The sequence below is a fragment of the Bacillus sp. RHFS10 genome, from assembly GCF_016757475.1.
Taxonomy (GTDB): Bacteria; Bacillota; Bacilli; order Bacillales; family Bacillaceae; genus Bacillus; species Bacillus subtilis_G.
On record NZ_JAESPO010000001.1, the window covers coordinates 601,363 to 614,806 of the forward strand.

Annotated in this window: 18 protein-coding genes, 2 pseudogenes and 1 riboswitch; of the genes and pseudogenes, 17 read left to right on the forward strand and 3 right to left on the reverse strand. The window is 42.9% G+C overall.

All coding sequences use genetic code 11. The features are described from left to right. The first annotated feature begins 137 nt into the window (after window positions 1–137). Complete coding sequence (locus JMN17_RS03155; RefSeq protein WP_087990809.1) at window positions 138–569, forward strand: peptidylprolyl isomerase; 432 nt, start codon at window positions 138–140, stop codon at window positions 567–569. A gap of 173 nt (window positions 570–742) precedes the next feature. Here JMN17_RS03155 and JMN17_RS03160 read toward each other — a convergent pair. Further along, window positions 743–949 (reverse strand): annotated as a pseudogene (locus tag JMN17_RS03160) (spore germination protein). A gap of 299 nt (window positions 950–1,248) precedes the next feature. On the opposite strand from JMN17_RS03160, the gene JMN17_RS03165 reads away from it, so the two are divergent. Beyond that, window positions 1,249–1,455 (forward strand): zinc ribbon domain-containing protein, encoded by a 207-nt coding sequence (locus JMN17_RS03165; RefSeq protein ID WP_087990592.1) that lies wholly within the window; start codon window positions 1,249–1,251, stop codon window positions 1,453–1,455. Here JMN17_RS03165 and JMN17_RS03170 read toward each other — a convergent pair. After that, window positions 1,398–1,635, reverse strand: a pseudogene (locus tag JMN17_RS03170) (hypothetical protein). The gene JMN17_RS03165 and the pseudogene JMN17_RS03170 sit on opposite strands and share 58 nt — an antisense overlap. A 15-nt stretch (window positions 1,636–1,650) precedes the next feature. Between JMN17_RS03170 and JMN17_RS03175 the strand changes: the two are divergent. From JMN17_RS03175 to ribT, 8 genes are all read left to right on the forward strand, one after another. Beyond that, window positions 1,651–1,908 (forward strand): hypothetical protein, encoded by a 258-nt coding sequence (locus tag JMN17_RS03175; protein ID WP_202327334.1) that lies wholly within the window; start codon window positions 1,651–1,653, stop codon window positions 1,906–1,908. A gap of 94 nt (window positions 1,909–2,002) precedes the next feature. Then, on the forward strand, window positions 2,003–2,557 hold the full coding sequence (gene sipS, locus JMN17_RS03180; protein ID WP_202327336.1) for a signal peptidase I sipS: 555 nt from the start codon (window positions 2,003–2,005) through the stop codon (window positions 2,555–2,557). Window positions 2,558–2,789: 232 nt separating this feature from the next. Then, on the forward strand, window positions 2,790–3,134 hold the full coding sequence (locus JMN17_RS03185; RefSeq protein WP_087990589.1) for a hypothetical protein: 345 nt from the start codon (window positions 2,790–2,792) through the stop codon (window positions 3,132–3,134). A 119-nt stretch (window positions 3,135–3,253) separates the two neighbouring features. Further along, a riboswitch (FMN riboswitch) is annotated at window positions 3,254–3,398 on the forward strand. 130 nt (window positions 3,399–3,528) lie between these two features. Then, complete coding sequence (gene ribD, locus JMN17_RS03190) at window positions 3,529–4,614, forward strand: bifunctional diaminohydroxyphosphoribosylaminopyrimidine deaminase/5-amino-6-(5-phosphoribosylamino)uracil reductase RibD (RefSeq protein WP_087990588.1); 1,086 nt, start codon at window positions 3,529–3,531, stop codon at window positions 4,612–4,614. 10 nt (window positions 4,615–4,624) lie between these two features. Continuing rightward, window positions 4,625–5,272: a riboflavin synthase subunit alpha gene (gene ribE, locus JMN17_RS03195; RefSeq protein WP_087990587.1), complete on the forward strand. Its 648-nt coding sequence runs from the start codon at window positions 4,625–4,627 to the stop codon at window positions 5,270–5,272. Between the two features lie 14 nt (window positions 5,273–5,286). Further along, window positions 5,287–6,483, forward strand: a complete 1,197-nt coding sequence (locus tag JMN17_RS03200) for a bifunctional 3,4-dihydroxy-2-butanone-4-phosphate synthase/GTP cyclohydrolase II (protein ID WP_202327338.1) — start codon at window positions 5,287–5,289, stop codon at window positions 6,481–6,483. Window positions 6,484–6,515: 32 nt separating this feature from the next. Next, window positions 6,516–6,980, forward strand: coding sequence for a 6,7-dimethyl-8-ribityllumazine synthase (gene ribH / locus JMN17_RS03205; protein ID WP_202327339.1), 465 nt, complete (start codon window positions 6,516–6,518; stop codon window positions 6,978–6,980). A gap of 113 nt (window positions 6,981–7,093) precedes the next feature. Beyond that, window positions 7,094–7,468: a GNAT family N-acetyltransferase RibT gene (gene ribT / locus JMN17_RS03210; protein WP_087990585.1), complete on the forward strand. Its 375-nt coding sequence runs from the start codon at window positions 7,094–7,096 to the stop codon at window positions 7,466–7,468. Window positions 7,469–7,481: 13 nt separating this feature from the next. On the opposite strand, the gene JMN17_RS03215 is transcribed toward ribT, so the two are convergent. After that, the gene (locus JMN17_RS03215) at window positions 7,482–8,006 is read right to left on the reverse strand and encodes a DUF309 domain-containing protein (protein ID WP_202327340.1); all 525 of its coding nucleotides are present in this window, start codon (window positions 8,004–8,006) and stop codon (window positions 7,482–7,484) included. 273 nt (window positions 8,007–8,279) lie between these two features. On the opposite strand from JMN17_RS03215, the gene scpA reads away from it, so the two are divergent. From scpA to rluB, 7 genes are all read left to right on the forward strand, one after another. Further along, a complete protein-coding gene (gene scpA / locus JMN17_RS03220) occupies window positions 8,280–9,035 on the forward strand; it encodes a segregation/condensation protein A (RefSeq protein ID WP_202327346.1) in 756 nt (251 codons plus the stop codon). Then, complete coding sequence (gene scpB / locus JMN17_RS03225; protein WP_087990582.1) at window positions 9,025–9,618, forward strand: SMC-Scp complex subunit ScpB; 594 nt, start codon at window positions 9,025–9,027, stop codon at window positions 9,616–9,618. Before scpA ends, scpB begins: the two co-directional genes overlap by 11 nt. A gap of 55 nt (window positions 9,619–9,673) precedes the next feature. Beyond that, on the forward strand, window positions 9,674–10,213 hold the full coding sequence (locus tag JMN17_RS03230) for a YpuI family protein (protein WP_087990581.1): 540 nt from the start codon (window positions 9,674–9,676) through the stop codon (window positions 10,211–10,213). A gap of 122 nt (window positions 10,214–10,335) precedes the next feature. Continuing rightward, window positions 10,336–11,484, forward strand: coding sequence for a D-alanyl-D-alanine carboxypeptidase family protein (locus JMN17_RS03235; protein ID WP_202327348.1), 1,149 nt, complete (start codon window positions 10,336–10,338; stop codon window positions 11,482–11,484). Next, window positions 11,472–12,062, forward strand: a complete 591-nt coding sequence (gene spmA, locus JMN17_RS03240) for a spore maturation protein SpmA (protein WP_024121904.1) — start codon at window positions 11,472–11,474, stop codon at window positions 12,060–12,062. Before JMN17_RS03235 ends, spmA begins: the two co-directional genes overlap by 13 nt. Window positions 12,063–12,066: 4 nt before the next feature. Further along, a complete protein-coding gene (spmB, locus tag JMN17_RS03245) occupies window positions 12,067–12,603 on the forward strand; it encodes a spore maturation protein SpmB (protein ID WP_087990579.1) in 537 nt (178 codons plus the stop codon). 91 nt (window positions 12,604–12,694) lie between these two features. Beyond that, window positions 12,695–13,429 (forward strand): 23S rRNA pseudouridine(2605) synthase RluB, encoded by a 735-nt coding sequence (gene rluB, locus JMN17_RS03250; protein ID WP_087990578.1) that lies wholly within the window; start codon window positions 12,695–12,697, stop codon window positions 13,427–13,429. Window positions 13,430–13,444 lie beyond the last annotated feature (15 nt).

The window sequence follows — 13,444 nt, forward strand, 5'->3', positions numbered from 1 at the left end:
TTTTATTTTTTACTAAAGCCGGGAGATTCGTTTTCCCCCGAAAGGTGTGGTATAATAGCCGCGACAAGGAGAGACAGGCTATAACCTATCATACATAATCTCCTTTGAAAATTAAAATAAAGAAAGTAGGCATACAATTGAAAACAGGTTACTTTTTATTAGAAGACGGCAACAAAATTGAATTTGAACTTTATCCTGAAGCTGCACCGGGCACTGTCGCAAACTTTGAAAAGCTTGCGAACGAAGGCTTCTATGACGGTCTTACATTCCACCGAGTGATTCCGGGCTTCGTCAGCCAAGGAGGCTGCCCGCACGGAACTGGCACAGGCGGTCCAGGATACACAATCAAATGTGAAACAGAAGGAAACCCGCACACTCATGAAGCGGGTTCGCTTTCTATGGCACATGCAGGAAAAGACACTGGCGGCAGCCAATTTTTCATCGTTCATGAGCCACAGCCTCATTTGAACGGGGTTCACACTGTATTTGGTAAAGTAACAAGCGGACTAGAATTCGCGAAAAACATGTCTAACGGCGACGTCATGAAAGAAGTTCGTGTAGAAGGCTAATAGGCAGGCAAAAGGCTTCCTCGTATCGGGGGAAGCTTTTTTATTTGCGAAAAATATACCAATAAAAAACCGCCCGAGTGCTGGAGGCTGTAAAAACAAACAGGCTTGATTAGGTTGAAGTGAAGACATTGCGGCGAGTGTTTCCCCGCCTTTCGCTTCATGATGAAATGTAATTAAAATATTTTGGTCACGTTCTGATCAGTAAATTGATGGTTAATTAGTTTGGCTTACAAAGTTGTTTTCAATAACAATTCCCGTATTCGAGCCGCCGGAACCAGACACAGATTGGACACAGTTAATGGCCTGATCATAAAAGCGCCGCCTACGTTCACTACGCTGTTTCCGGAAATGTTGTTTATATTGATAGGATAAACAATCACACTATCGAGTCTCCTTTCATATTATTCTATTTTTTATATGTATTAGTGCTAGAGGCGTTAAGCGTAAACTTATTGGTAAAAATAATTAACTTTTATATGATGTCGTGCAAAGGTGCATTGCATCTTGTTTAGCGAGTCATGCGTATTCGCTTCCAATTCAAGCATGCATACTGGGATTTTTTGTGTGGAGTTATATGTAAAATTAAGAAAACTTTAAAGTTACATCGTTCAAAAAAATGGTATTTTGTAGTAAAATAAATCAAAAACAAACGTAATGTGATGAAAAGGAGTTTGGCGTTATGAACAACAAAGGCTGTATAAAATGCGGAAGCTCTGAAGCAGGCCAAAAAGAAATCGCCACAACCGGCACGGGATTGTCAAAGTTGTTTGACGTGCAGCATAACCGTTTTCTAGTGGTGTACTGCAAGAATTGCGGATATTCAGAGTTTTATAATAAAGAATCCTCAACAGCCGGCAACATATTGGATTTGTTTTTTGGAGGCTGATCCATGTTTTCGAGCTTCAATGATTTTAAACACATCCTGAAAGCCAAACGGGATGCCGGTTATATCACCTGTGAAATAGGCTGCCGTAAACATTCCAGTACCCTTCATGACGTGAATCATTTTGTCAAGTGCTATGGGTATCATGAACTTGGCGATCAATGGAATGCAGTAGATGAACAGACTGCCCGTCACCTCATGACTTATATCCTATCTAAAGATTTAGCATACGAGTTCACTCTTTCATCCAAGTCCATTGCTTCTGAATTATGCGATTATTTTTTTGATTACTTTGCGGATGTGCCTACGTATTATACAAATGCTGATGTTGTTGTTCAGTCCGGTTATGTTGAACTAAGCAGCTGGACTCCAATTTCCCAAGCGACATTTGATGCAGGGCTGGTTGTGGCTGACAAGAAAAAGTTAGGCATGATTTGGGTAGAAGATGAAGATTAATAGAGTATAAAATCATGTCAATGGTCCTGATAGGATTTCTTTTCGATTCGTGATAACATAAATTTGAAGACCGTTGTTTATTGGAGGAAATCAGTTGAAATCAGAAAATGTTTCGAAGAAAAAAACAATGTTAGAATGGGCAAAAGCAATTGTGATTGCTGTCGTTCTCGCTTTGCTCATCCGCCATTTTATTTTTGCGCCGTATGTCGTTGACGGTGACTCTATGTATCCAACACTTCATAACCGGGAAAGAGTCTTTGTCAACATGACAATCAAGTACATCGGTGAGTTTGATAGAGGAGACATCGTCGTATTAAACGGGGATGATGTCCACTATGTCAAGCGGATTATCGGCCTGCCTGGAGATACGGTTGAAATGAAGAACGACCAGCTTTATATCAATGGGAAAAAGGTGGCCGAGCCTTATTTGGCAGCTAATAAAAAGAGAGCAAAACAGGACAATTATGACCATCTGACCGATGATTTCGGCCCGGTGAAAGTGCCTGATGACAAGTATTTTGTGATGGGGGATAATCGGCGGAACTCAATGGACAGCCGAAACGGGCTTGGCCTCTTCACAAAAAAACAAATTGCCGGCACGTCAAAGTTTGTTTTCTTCCCATTTAACGAAATGCGTAAAACAAATTAGGATCGAGCAGCTTCCGAACAGGGGCTGCTTTTTTTATTTCTTTTTTATATTCATCCCCCAAAACCAGAACATAAATTCGTATAACTATAGAAAAGAAATTGCAGAAAGGTGAAACATATTCTCGTTATGCATCGTTATATTAATAATTTACGAGAAATGACGGTTTTTTATTCATGAAAAAGTGGAATAACTCATATGAATGAATAGATTCATATCGGCTGGAGGTTTAAAAATGGGAAGAATAAAAACCAAGATTACCATTCTGTTAGTGCTTTTGCTTCTACTTGCAGGCGGTTATATGTACATAAATGGCGTTGAGCTGAAGGATGTTCCGACAGCAATTGGACAAACCTTGTCCTCGGAAGAAGAGGAATACACCATTCAGGAATATAAAGTGACGGAAATTGACGGCTCTGAATATCATGGAGAAGCCGAAAACGGTACGAAAATCATCTTCAATGGAAAGAAATTAAATCAGGATTTGTCTGATATAGAAGAAGGCGACAAGATTAAGGCATACTTCAGCAAATCAAAGCGGATCGACGGATTAATTAAAGTTGCCAAAGTGAATGATTAACAAAACATCACCTTTCGGATTGAAGGGTGATGTTTTGTTTTCTCAAATTGTAAGTTTATTTCATTGCGTACTTTAAGAAGGATCGCTATAATAGCCAATAAGGACAAATGAATAAAGATTGTATCCTTCGGGGCAGGGTGGAAATCCCGACCGGCGGTAGTAAAGCGAATGCGCTTTAGAGCCCGTGACCCGTGTGCATCAGCGCGCGGTGGATTCAGTTTAAGCTGAAGCCGACAGTGAGAGTCTGGATGGGAGAAGGATGATGAGCCGCTATGCAAATGGTTCAAAAATGCATAGTGTTATTTCTTATTGCGTAAAATACCTAAAGCCCCGGATTTTTCATAAATTCGGGGCTTTTTTGACGGTAAATCAATAAAAGAGGGGAGGGAAATAAATGGAAGAGTATTATATGAAGCTGGCATTAGATCTTGCGAAGCAGGGCGAAGGACAGACCGATTCTAATCCGCTCGTCGGCGCTGTTGTGGTAAAAGACGGACAAATTGTCGGAATGGGCGCCCATTTAAAATATGGGGAAGCTCATGCAGAAGTTCATGCCATCCATATGGCCGGCTCCCACGCAAAGGGTGCTGATATTTACGTGACACTCGAACCGTGCAGCCATTACGGAAAAACACCGCCATGTGCAGAGCTGATTATCAACTCTGGAATCAAAAGAGTGTTTGTGGCGATGAGAGACCCTAATCCGCTTGTGGCTGGAAGAGGAGTCAACATGATTGAAGAAGCCGGTATTGAAGTAAAGGAAGGCATCTTGGCAGACCAGGCGGAGAAGCTGAATGAAAAATTCCTGCACTTCATGAGGACAGGCCTCCCTTACGTCACACTAAAAGCTGCCGCCAGCCTTGACGGAAAGACAGCCACCAGCACGGGCGAGAGCAAATGGATCACGTCAGAGGCTGCAAGACAGGATGCTCAGCAATACAGGAAAACAAACCAAAGCATTTTAGTCGGAGTTGGCACCGTGAAAGCCGACGATCCGAGTTTAACCTGCAGGCTGCCGAATGTGGCCAAACAGCCGGTTCGGGTAATCCTTGACACCGAACTCTCGATTCCTGAGGACGCCCGAGTGATTTGCGATCAGGAAGCGCCGACATGGATTTTCACAACGGCACGCGCAGACGAGGAAAAGAAAAAACGGCTTTCAGCTTTGGGAGTGAAGATATATACGTTTGAAACAGATCACATTCAAGTTCCTGATGTTCTGAAAATCCTTGCAGAAGAAGGCATTATGTCTGTGTATGTGGAAGGCGGTTCTGCTGTTCACGGAAGCTTTGTCCAAGAAGGCTGTTTTCAAGAAATCATCTTCTATTTTGCCCCCAAACTAATCGGAGGAACGCATGCTCCCAGCTTAATCTCCGGTGAAGGTTTTCAATCAATGAAAGATGTCCCCTTATTGCAATTCACTGATATAACCCAAATCGGCCGTGATATCAAACTGACGGCAAAACCGATAAACGAGTAGGATGGTGACCATGTTTACAGGAATTATAGAAGAAACAGGCACAATCGAATCGATGAAAAAAGCAGGGCATTCAATGGCCTTAACAATTAAATGCTCAAAGATATTAGAGGATGTTCATCTGGGCGACAGCATTGCGGTGAACGGCATTTGCCTGACTGTCACCGATTTTACAAAAAATCAATTCACAGTAGATGTAATGCCTGAAACAGTCAAAGCGACATCACTGAATGAATTATCAAAAGGAAGCAAAGTAAATTTGGAAAGAGCGATGGCGGCAAACGGCCGATTCGGAGGCCATTTCGTCTCAGGACATGTTGACGGAACTGCTGAAATTACACGAATTGAAGAGAAATCTAACGCTGTTTACTATGATTTAAAGATGGACCCGTCTTTAACAAAAACATTGGTTTTAAAGGGATCCATTACCGTGGATGGTGTAAGCTTGACCATATTCGGCCTGTCGGAAGATAAAGTGACGATTTCTTTAATACCGCATACCATCAGCGAAACGATTTTTTCAGAAAAAACAATCGGCTCTACAGTGAATATCGAGTGCGATATGATCGGAAAATATATGTATCGATTTTTGCATAAAGCCAATGAAAATAAGACCCAACAAACCATTACAAAAGCCTTCTTAAGCGAAAACGGCTTTTAGAGAGGAAGATTCGCATGTTTCATCTAATAGAAGAAGCGCTAGACGCTTTAAAAAAAGGCGAAGTTATCATCGTTGTAGATGATGAAGACAGAGAAAATGAAGGAGACTTTGTCGCTCTTGCCGAGCATGCAACCCCAGAAGTCATTAACTTTATGGCGACCCACGGAAGAGGACTGATTTGCACGCCGCTTAGTGAGGAAATCGCGGACAAGCTTGATCTTCACCCAATGGTTGAGCACAATACAGATTCTCATCATACTGCATTTACGGTAAGCATTGACCACCGCAAAACGAAAACGGGTATCAGTGCTCAAGAAAGATCTTTTACCGTTCAAGCATTGCTGGACAGCAAATCCGTGCCGTCTGATTTTCAGCGTCCGGGGCACATTTTTCCGCTCATTGCGAAAAAAGGAGGTGTCCTGAAAAGAGCAGGCCATACAGAAGCCGCTGTTGATCTTGCTGAAGCCTGCGGATCCCAAGGGGCCGGCGTCATTTGTGAAATTATGAATGAAGACGGGACGATGGCAAGAGTGCCTGAGCTCATTGAAATAGCGAAAAAGCATCAATTAAAAATGATCACCATTAAAGATTTAATTCAATACCGTTACAACCTGACAACACTTGTCGAGCGCGAAGTCGACATTACGCTGCCCACTGATTTTGGCACATTCAAGATTTACGGATACACAAACGAGGTAGACGGAAAAGAGCATGTCGCATTTGTGATGGGAGACGTGCCGTTCGGTGAAGAACCGGTATTGGTCCGGGTTCATTCAGAATGTCTCACAGGTGACGTGTTTGGATCTCATCGCTGTGACTGTGGCCCGCAGCTGCACGCCGCGCTAGCGCAAATTGCCGCTGAAGGGCGGGGAGTGCTCTTGTATTTGCGCCAAGAAGGCCGAGGCATCGGTTTAATCAATAAATTAAAAGCTTATAAGCTTCAGGAACAAGGCTATGATACCGTAGAAGCCAACGAAGCTCTCGGGTTCTTACCGGACCTTCGCAACTATGGCATCGGGGCACAAATGTTACGCGATCTCGGTGTGCGGAATATGAAGCTTCTGACGAATAATCCGCGAAAAATCGCCGGTCTTGAAGGCTATGGACTCAGCATTTCAGAAAGAGTGCCCCTTCAAATGGAGGCAAAAGAGCACAATAAAAAATATTTACAAACCAAAATGAATAAACTGGGTCATTTGCTTCATTTCTAATCACAAATATCACAAAAAAGGATGGGAATCATATGAATATCATACAAGGAAACTTAGTTGGTACAGGTCTTAAAATCGGAATCGTAGTAGGAAGATTTAATGATTTTATTACAAGCAAGCTGCTAAGCGGTGCAGAAGATGCGTTGCTCAGACACGGCGTAGACACAAATGATATTGATGTGGCTTGGGTTCCAGGCGCATTTGAAATACCGTTTGCCGCCAAAAAAATGGCGGAAACAAAAAAATATGACGCGATTATCACATTGGGCACTGTTATCAGAGGTGCAACGACACATTATGATTATGTTTGCAATGAAGCTGCAAAAGGCATCGCGCAAACAGCAAACACGACAGGCGTACCTGTCATCTTTGGCATTGTCACCACTGAAAACATTGAGCAGGCAATTGAGCGTGCCGGCACGAAAGCAGGCAACAAAGGTGTAGATTGCGCTGTTTCTGCCATAGAAATGGCAAATTTAAACCGCTCATTTGAATAATTTGTTGAAAACAGTTTAAAAATATGGCGAAAATGATATAATGTGAGAAAACGGATCACCTATTCGTATCCGTTAATAGCCAGACTGGACATTTTGGATATAGAGGGGTTTTTATGTTAATTCGTTATAAAAAATCGTTTGAAAAGATTGCGATGGGGCTTCTTTCGTTCATGCCGAATGAAAAAGACCTTAAGCAGCTTCAGCAGACAATTAAGGACTACGAAACGGATACAGACCGCCAGCTCTTTCTTTGGAAAGAGGACGAGGATATCGTCGGAGCAATCGGAGTCGAAAAAAAGGATTCCGAGGTTGAAATCCGGCATATCAGTGTGAATCCTTCTCATCGCCATCAAGGAATCGGAAAACAGATGATGGATGCTTTAAAGCATTTATTCAAAACGCAGATACTGGTTCCGAATGAATTAACGCAGAGCTTTTTCGAACGTTGTCAAGATCAGCAGGATCAAGACATTTCATACAATAATTAAGCAGAGGCTGTCATCAGCCTCTGCTTTTTTTTCTCCGTTCTATCTCTTTTTCACGCTCAAGGATGACCTCAGTCCGATCCCGCAAACGGTGCTTGTCAATAAGAAATGTGTCGGTGATTGTGCTGGGCTGCCCCCATGTGTACTCTGTTTTCTGACATTCAATGCGGCATGTTTCCTCCAGCTTCTCATCTTTGATCGGCAGCATGATGCTTTTATAGGAAGATCCCATTTCGATTTGTTCGTAAACCGACTGCATAAGTTCGAGTAAACGGCTATGATCAAGTCCCAAGTCTTCGACCGCTTGTTTTTCGGCTTGAAGAATCCGGATGCTGTTCGCCATCAGTCTTTTTGCACCGGCTGTATTCTGCCTTCTATGATGATACAAAGCAACCGCAAGCTGAATAAAGCCGACCCAATACATTTTTCGTTGATTTGGAGGGTCTTCCTTCCAATATTCTTCTAAAATTTCATGGCATTCAAAATAATCCCGTGTTGCGTGAAACTCAACGAGATAATCGATATAAGCTTTCGGGTACACGATGCTTCCTCCTTTAATCTGCTTTCAGTGTAACATAGGAAGAATAAAAGAAAAAAACGCTCAGCCCTGATTGATTTTTTGTTTATCACGACAATTGAAAGGGAAACCGCCGCGGGGGCCTTTCTCGCAACTCCTTTATTGTTTTGAATATTCAGTACAAATAGCTTCAAAACAGGAAATGAAATAGTATTGGACGAGAGCTTTTTGGTGCCTTATACTAAAGGATAGCCAGTTTAACCGGCAATGAGAGTGATACTTGAAAATGGTGAGATGATGGAAGAATATCAAGTGAAAATTGATACGTTTGAGGGCCCATTGGACCTGCTGCTTCATTTAATCAATCGTCTTGAAATTGACATATATGATATCCCTGTGGCAAAGATCACTGAACAATATTTATTATATGTACATACGATGCGTGTGCTTGAGCTCGATATTGCCAGCGAGTATTTGGTCATGGCTGCCACGCTGCTCAGCATTAAAAGCAGAATGCTGCTCCCGAAGCAAGAGGAGGAGCTTTTTGAAGATGAATTACTTGAAGAAGAGGATCCGCGGGAGGAACTGATTGAAAAGCTGATTGAGTATAGAAAATATAAAGATGCGGCGAAGGATTTAAAAGAACGGGAAGAAGAAAGACAAAAATCGTTCACGAAACCGCCGAGTGATTTGAGTGAATATGCAAAAGAAGTCAAACAGTCTGAGCAAAAGCTCTCAGTCACGGTCTATGACATGATCGGGGCTTTTCAAAAAGTGCTGAAACGCAAAAAAATAACAAAACCGATGGAAACAACAATTACCAGACAAGAAATACCAATCGAAGACAGAATGAACGAAATCGTGCACAGCCTGAAATCTAGAGGAACGAGAATCAACTTTATGGAGCTGTTTCCGTATGAGCAAAAAGACCATTTGGTTGTAACTTTTCTAGCTGTTCTCGAGCTGATGAAGAATCAGCGGATTCTCATTGAACAGGAGCACAATTTTTCAGATATTTACATTACGGGGAGTGAATCCATTCATGGGGCTTGATATCGTGAATTGGAAAGCTATAGTGGAAGCCCTTCTTTATGCGGCAGGCGATGAAGGGCTCACAAAAAAGCAGCTGTTAACAGTGCTTGAAATCGAAGAGCCTGAACTGAACACCATTATGGCGGATGTGGCGGAAGAATACCGCGGGGATGCAAGGGGCATTGAACTTATTACATATGCAGATACGTACATGCTCTCTACCAAAAAAGCCTTTGCGCCGTATTTGAAAAAACTAATAGAAGTGCCGTCAAAGGGCCTTTCTCAAGCTTCATTAGAAGTGCTGGCCATTGTTTCTTATAAACAGCCGATTACCAGAGCAGAAATTGAAGAAATCAGAGGCGTGAAATCAGAGCGGATTTTACATAGCCTCGTCGCGAAGGCTTTATTGTGTGAAGTTGGACGGGCTGACGGTCCGGGACGGGCCATATTATACGGCACCACGCCGACTTTTCTTGAACAATTCGGTTTGAAAACGCTGGACGAGCTTCCGCCGCTGCCTGAAAATGCGGAAGAAGACGTTCTTCAAGAAGAAGCAGATTTATTTTTTGAAAACTTTAACCAAACCTTCGAAGATATAAAATAGATGTTTAATGAATCGCGCTTTTTCATCAACATAAGATATAAGGAAAGAAGCTATTATGAAAGAAGCAAAATGTGAGAGACAAAGACATGAGGGGAAGATACCAAACGAAATGAGACATTCGATTGTGCGAGCGCAGACTCAAAAAACAGACGAATTCTTATCAATGGTTGTCAATACTGTTAACGATTACCTAAACCAAACAACGCTTGCGTCCTTGCAGGCTGAATTGCCTATTGAGAAAGGATACTGCTGTGATGTGCTGAGCACTCTGAGAAGAATGACAGTATATTGTGAAGGAGGCGCAGAAGCGTGCCGCCGTCTCCTGATGCAGGAGCCTTTTCAAGAAGCCAGAGCGGGAAAAACACTTTACAAGGTGTATCACCAATGCATTGAAGAGTTCTTTATGCCCAAAAAGGACACGTGGTGTGAAAATAGCCGGGCGTCTTATACCGGGGTCAGCGCAATTGAGTTTTACCATGCTGTTCCTGCGTCGCTTGAGCAATTATTATTGCCGCTGAGCGCAGCCTTTCTGAGAATGAGAGAAGAGCTGGCTCATTACGAAGCGTCCGGATCAAGCATGGCGCCAATCAGATAACGTTTACTCTCCCTTTTTCAGGGAGAGTTTTTTTATGTTTGCCTGCAGATCTATAATTGGTATTCATAACTGGTGGACATGCGCATAAACTTGTACAAACCACCACAAGGACGTGAGCAAACATGCGCATTTTCAAAAAAGCAGTATTCATGGTTATGATTTCTTTTCTTTTTGCAAATGTAAATGTGAACACAGCACATGCTGCTATAGATGTCAGTGCAAAAAGTGCGATTGTCATTGATGGAGCGTCAGGCAGAGTGTTATTTGCCAAGAGCGAGCATGAAAAAAGGCGGATTGCAAGCATCACAAAAATCATGACGGCTGTTCTCGCCATCGAATCCGGCAAAATGGATGAAACGGTGACGGTTTCGGCAAATGCTGTCAGAACAGAAGGCTCTGCCATTTATTTAACAGAAGGCCAAAAAGTGAAACTAAAAGATCTTGTGTACGGCCTCATGCTGAGATCAGGAAACGACGCCGCTGTTGCGATTGCTGAACATGTCGGCGGAAGTCTTGATGGATTTGTTTATATGATGAATCAAAAAGCCGAGCAGCTTGGTATGGAGAATACCCGTTTTCAAAACCCGCACGGATTGGACGACCACAAAAACCATTATTCAACAGCCTTTGATATGGCCATTTTAACCAAATACGCTATGAAGCTGAAAGACTATCAAAAAATTTCAGGCACAAAAGTATACAGAGCAGAAACGATGGAAAGCGTTTGGAAAAACAAAAATAAACTGCTGACGATGCTTTATCGATACAGCACAGGAGGGAAAACAGGCTATACAAAACTTGCAAAACGGACACTGGTCTCAACAGCCACAAAGGATAGCATTGACCTGATAGCCGTGACCATCAATGATCCTGACGATTGGGATGATCATATGAAAATGTTTAACTATGTGTTTAATCATTATCAAACCTATTTAATCGCGAAAAAAGGGGACATTCCAAAGCTGAATGGCACATTTTATGAATCTAAGGCTTTTATTAAACGGGACATCACCTATTTGTTAACCGAAGAGGAAAAAGAAGAGGTCAACATTCAAACCACGCTGCTTAAACCGAAAAAAGCATGGGAAAAAGACGCCTCAAAGATTCCCGACATCGTAGGGCACATGAAGATCATGTTTAACGATGAAACCATCGCAAAAGTGCCGATCTATTATGAAAATGAACGAAATCAAAAACCGAAGAAACAATTTTTTGAAACGTTCAAATCAATCTTTCTGAATGCGGCTGGCGGGGCAAAATGGTCAATATAATATGGGTCAGCTTAACTGTGATCGGACTTGTTTTTGCGATGTGCAACGGAACCTTGCAAGATGTAAATGAAGCTGTGTTTAAGGGGGCAAAGGAAGCCGTTACGATCTCATTCGGGCTGATGAGCGTGCTTGTTTTCTGGCTTGGCTTAATGAAAATAGCCGAGCAGTCAGGGCTTTTGGATATTTTCAGCCGGATGTGCAGGCCTTTTATATCTAAGCTGTTCCCGGATATCCCTCCGGATCACCCGGCGATGGGCTACATTTTATCTAATCTCATGGCGAACTTCTTCGGCCTTGGGAATGCGGCAACTCCGCTGGGCATTAAAGCAATGGAGCAAATGAAAAAGCTGAATGGAAACCGATCGGAAGCAAGCCGGTCGATGATTACTTTTTTAGCTGTCAATACGTCCTGCATCACTCTCATTCCGACAACCGTAATCGCTGTCCGAATGGCTTATTCCTCCAAAACACCGACAGATATCGTCGGACCAAGTATTTTGGCGACCCTCATTTCTGGAATCGGCGCCATTATCATTGACAGGTATTTTTATTACCGCCGCAAAAAGAAGGGAAGGTGAGCGGATGGAAATCATTAATTGGCTGTCTTTAGCCATGATTCCGATCATTATTGCCGGCATTCTTCTTTATGGAACAATCAAAAAGGTTCCCACATATGAATCATTTGTAGAAGGCGGAAAAGAAGGCATAGAGATCGCCTTTTCCATTATCCCCTACTTAGTCGGAATGCTTGTCGCCATTACTGTTTTCAGATCATCAGGCGCGCTTGATTTTATAATGGACCTATTAAAACCGGTTTTCTCCGCTATCGGTATACCCGCTGAGGTGGTTCCGCTTGCCCTGATCCGCCCGATCTCGGGTACGGCTGCACTCGGTATGACAACCGATATAATTGCAGTTTACGGGCCGGACTCCTTCATTGGCAGACTGGCATCCGTTATGCAGGGGTCAACGGATACAACGCTTTATGTGCTGACTGTGTACTTCGGGGCAGTCGGCATTAAAAAAATGGGTGATGCATTAAAGGTGGGACTTCTTGCTGATTTAATCGGTGTAGTTGCATCTATCATCATCGTTACGTTATTATTTGGGGGCGCCTGAAAACGGCGTTTTTTTAGATTGGGCGCATACAGTCTGAAAAAGCTTGTTTGTTCAGGTCGAAAAAAGTAAGATAATACTTGAGGTGAAAGACATGGAAAGACTGCAAAAAGTGATTGCTCATGCCGGATTTGCATCGCGCAGAAAGGCAGAAGAGCTGATTAAAGAAGGAAAAGTAAAGGTGAACGGCAAAGTAGTAACAGAGCTTGGTGTTAAGGTCACCGGTTCTGATCAGGTTGAGGTAAACGGGTTAAAGGTTGAACGTGAGGAGCCGGTTTACTTTCTCTTATATAAACCAAGAGGCGTTATTTCTGCAGCCCAAGATGACAAAGGACGCAAAGTCGTGACAGACTTTTTTAAAGAAGTCCCGCAGCGCATTTATCCGATCGGGCGTTTGGATTATGATACGAGCGGTCTTTTGCTTTTAACCAATGACGGCGAGTTTGCCAATAAGCTGATGCATCCTAAATATGAAATAGACAAAACATACGTGGCGAAGGTGAAAGGCATTCCGCCTAAAGAGCTGCTCAGAAAGATGGAGCGCGGAATTATGCTGGAAGAAGGCAAAACGGCGCCTGCTAAAGCGAAGCTTCTGTCTTTGGATAAGAAAAAGCAGACAAGCATTATTCAGCTGACAATTCATGAAGGACGCAACAGACAGGTGCGCCGCATGTTCGAAGCGATCGGGCATGAGGTAATCAAGCTGAAGCGCGAAGAATACGCGTTTTTAAACCTGCGAGGCTTGCACACGGGAGATGCCAGAGAACTTACGCCGCATGAAGTCAAAAGACTCAGAGCGCTGGCGGAGCACGGTAAAAACGCTTTCTAAATTTCACATAACCTT

Excerpts from the sequence above, each read along its gene's own strand:
- JMN17_RS03165 (WP_087990592.1), top strand. The coding sequence starts at position 1,249 with ATGAACAACAAAGGCTGTATAAAATGCGGAAGCTCTGAAGCAGGCCAA.
- JMN17_RS03175 (WP_202327334.1), top strand. The coding sequence starts at position 1,651 with ATGACTTATATCCTATCTAAAGATTTAGCATACGAGTTCACTCTTTCA.
- JMN17_RS03185 (WP_087990589.1), top strand. The coding sequence starts at position 2,790 with ATGGGAAGAATAAAAACCAAGATTACCATTCTGTTAGTGCTTTTGCTT.
- ribD (WP_087990588.1), top strand. The coding sequence starts at position 3,529 with ATGGAAGAGTATTATATGAAGCTGGCATTAGATCTTGCGAAGCAGGGC.
- ribE (WP_087990587.1), top strand. The coding sequence starts at position 4,625 with ATGTTTACAGGAATTATAGAAGAAACAGGCACAATCGAATCGATGAAA.
- JMN17_RS03200 (WP_202327338.1), top strand. The coding sequence starts at position 5,287 with ATGTTTCATCTAATAGAAGAAGCGCTAGACGCTTTAAAAAAAGGCGAA.
- ribH (WP_202327339.1), top strand. The coding sequence starts at position 6,516 with ATGAATATCATACAAGGAAACTTAGTTGGTACAGGTCTTAAAATCGGA.
- ribT (WP_087990585.1), top strand. The coding sequence starts at position 7,094 with ATGTTAATTCGTTATAAAAAATCGTTTGAAAAGATTGCGATGGGGCTT.
- scpA (WP_202327346.1), top strand. The coding sequence starts at position 8,280 with ATGGAAGAATATCAAGTGAAAATTGATACGTTTGAGGGCCCATTGGAC.
- scpB (WP_087990582.1), top strand. The coding sequence starts at position 9,025 with ATGGGGCTTGATATCGTGAATTGGAAAGCTATAGTGGAAGCCCTTCTT.
- JMN17_RS03230 (WP_087990581.1), top strand. The coding sequence starts at position 9,674 with ATGAAAGAAGCAAAATGTGAGAGACAAAGACATGAGGGGAAGATACCA.
- JMN17_RS03235 (WP_202327348.1), top strand. The coding sequence starts at position 10,336 with ATGCGCATTTTCAAAAAAGCAGTATTCATGGTTATGATTTCTTTTCTT.
- spmA (WP_024121904.1), top strand. The coding sequence starts at position 11,472 with ATGGTCAATATAATATGGGTCAGCTTAACTGTGATCGGACTTGTTTTT.
- spmB (WP_087990579.1), top strand. The coding sequence starts at position 12,067 with ATGGAAATCATTAATTGGCTGTCTTTAGCCATGATTCCGATCATTATT.
- rluB (WP_087990578.1), top strand. The coding sequence starts at position 12,695 with ATGGAAAGACTGCAAAAAGTGATTGCTCATGCCGGATTTGCATCGCGC.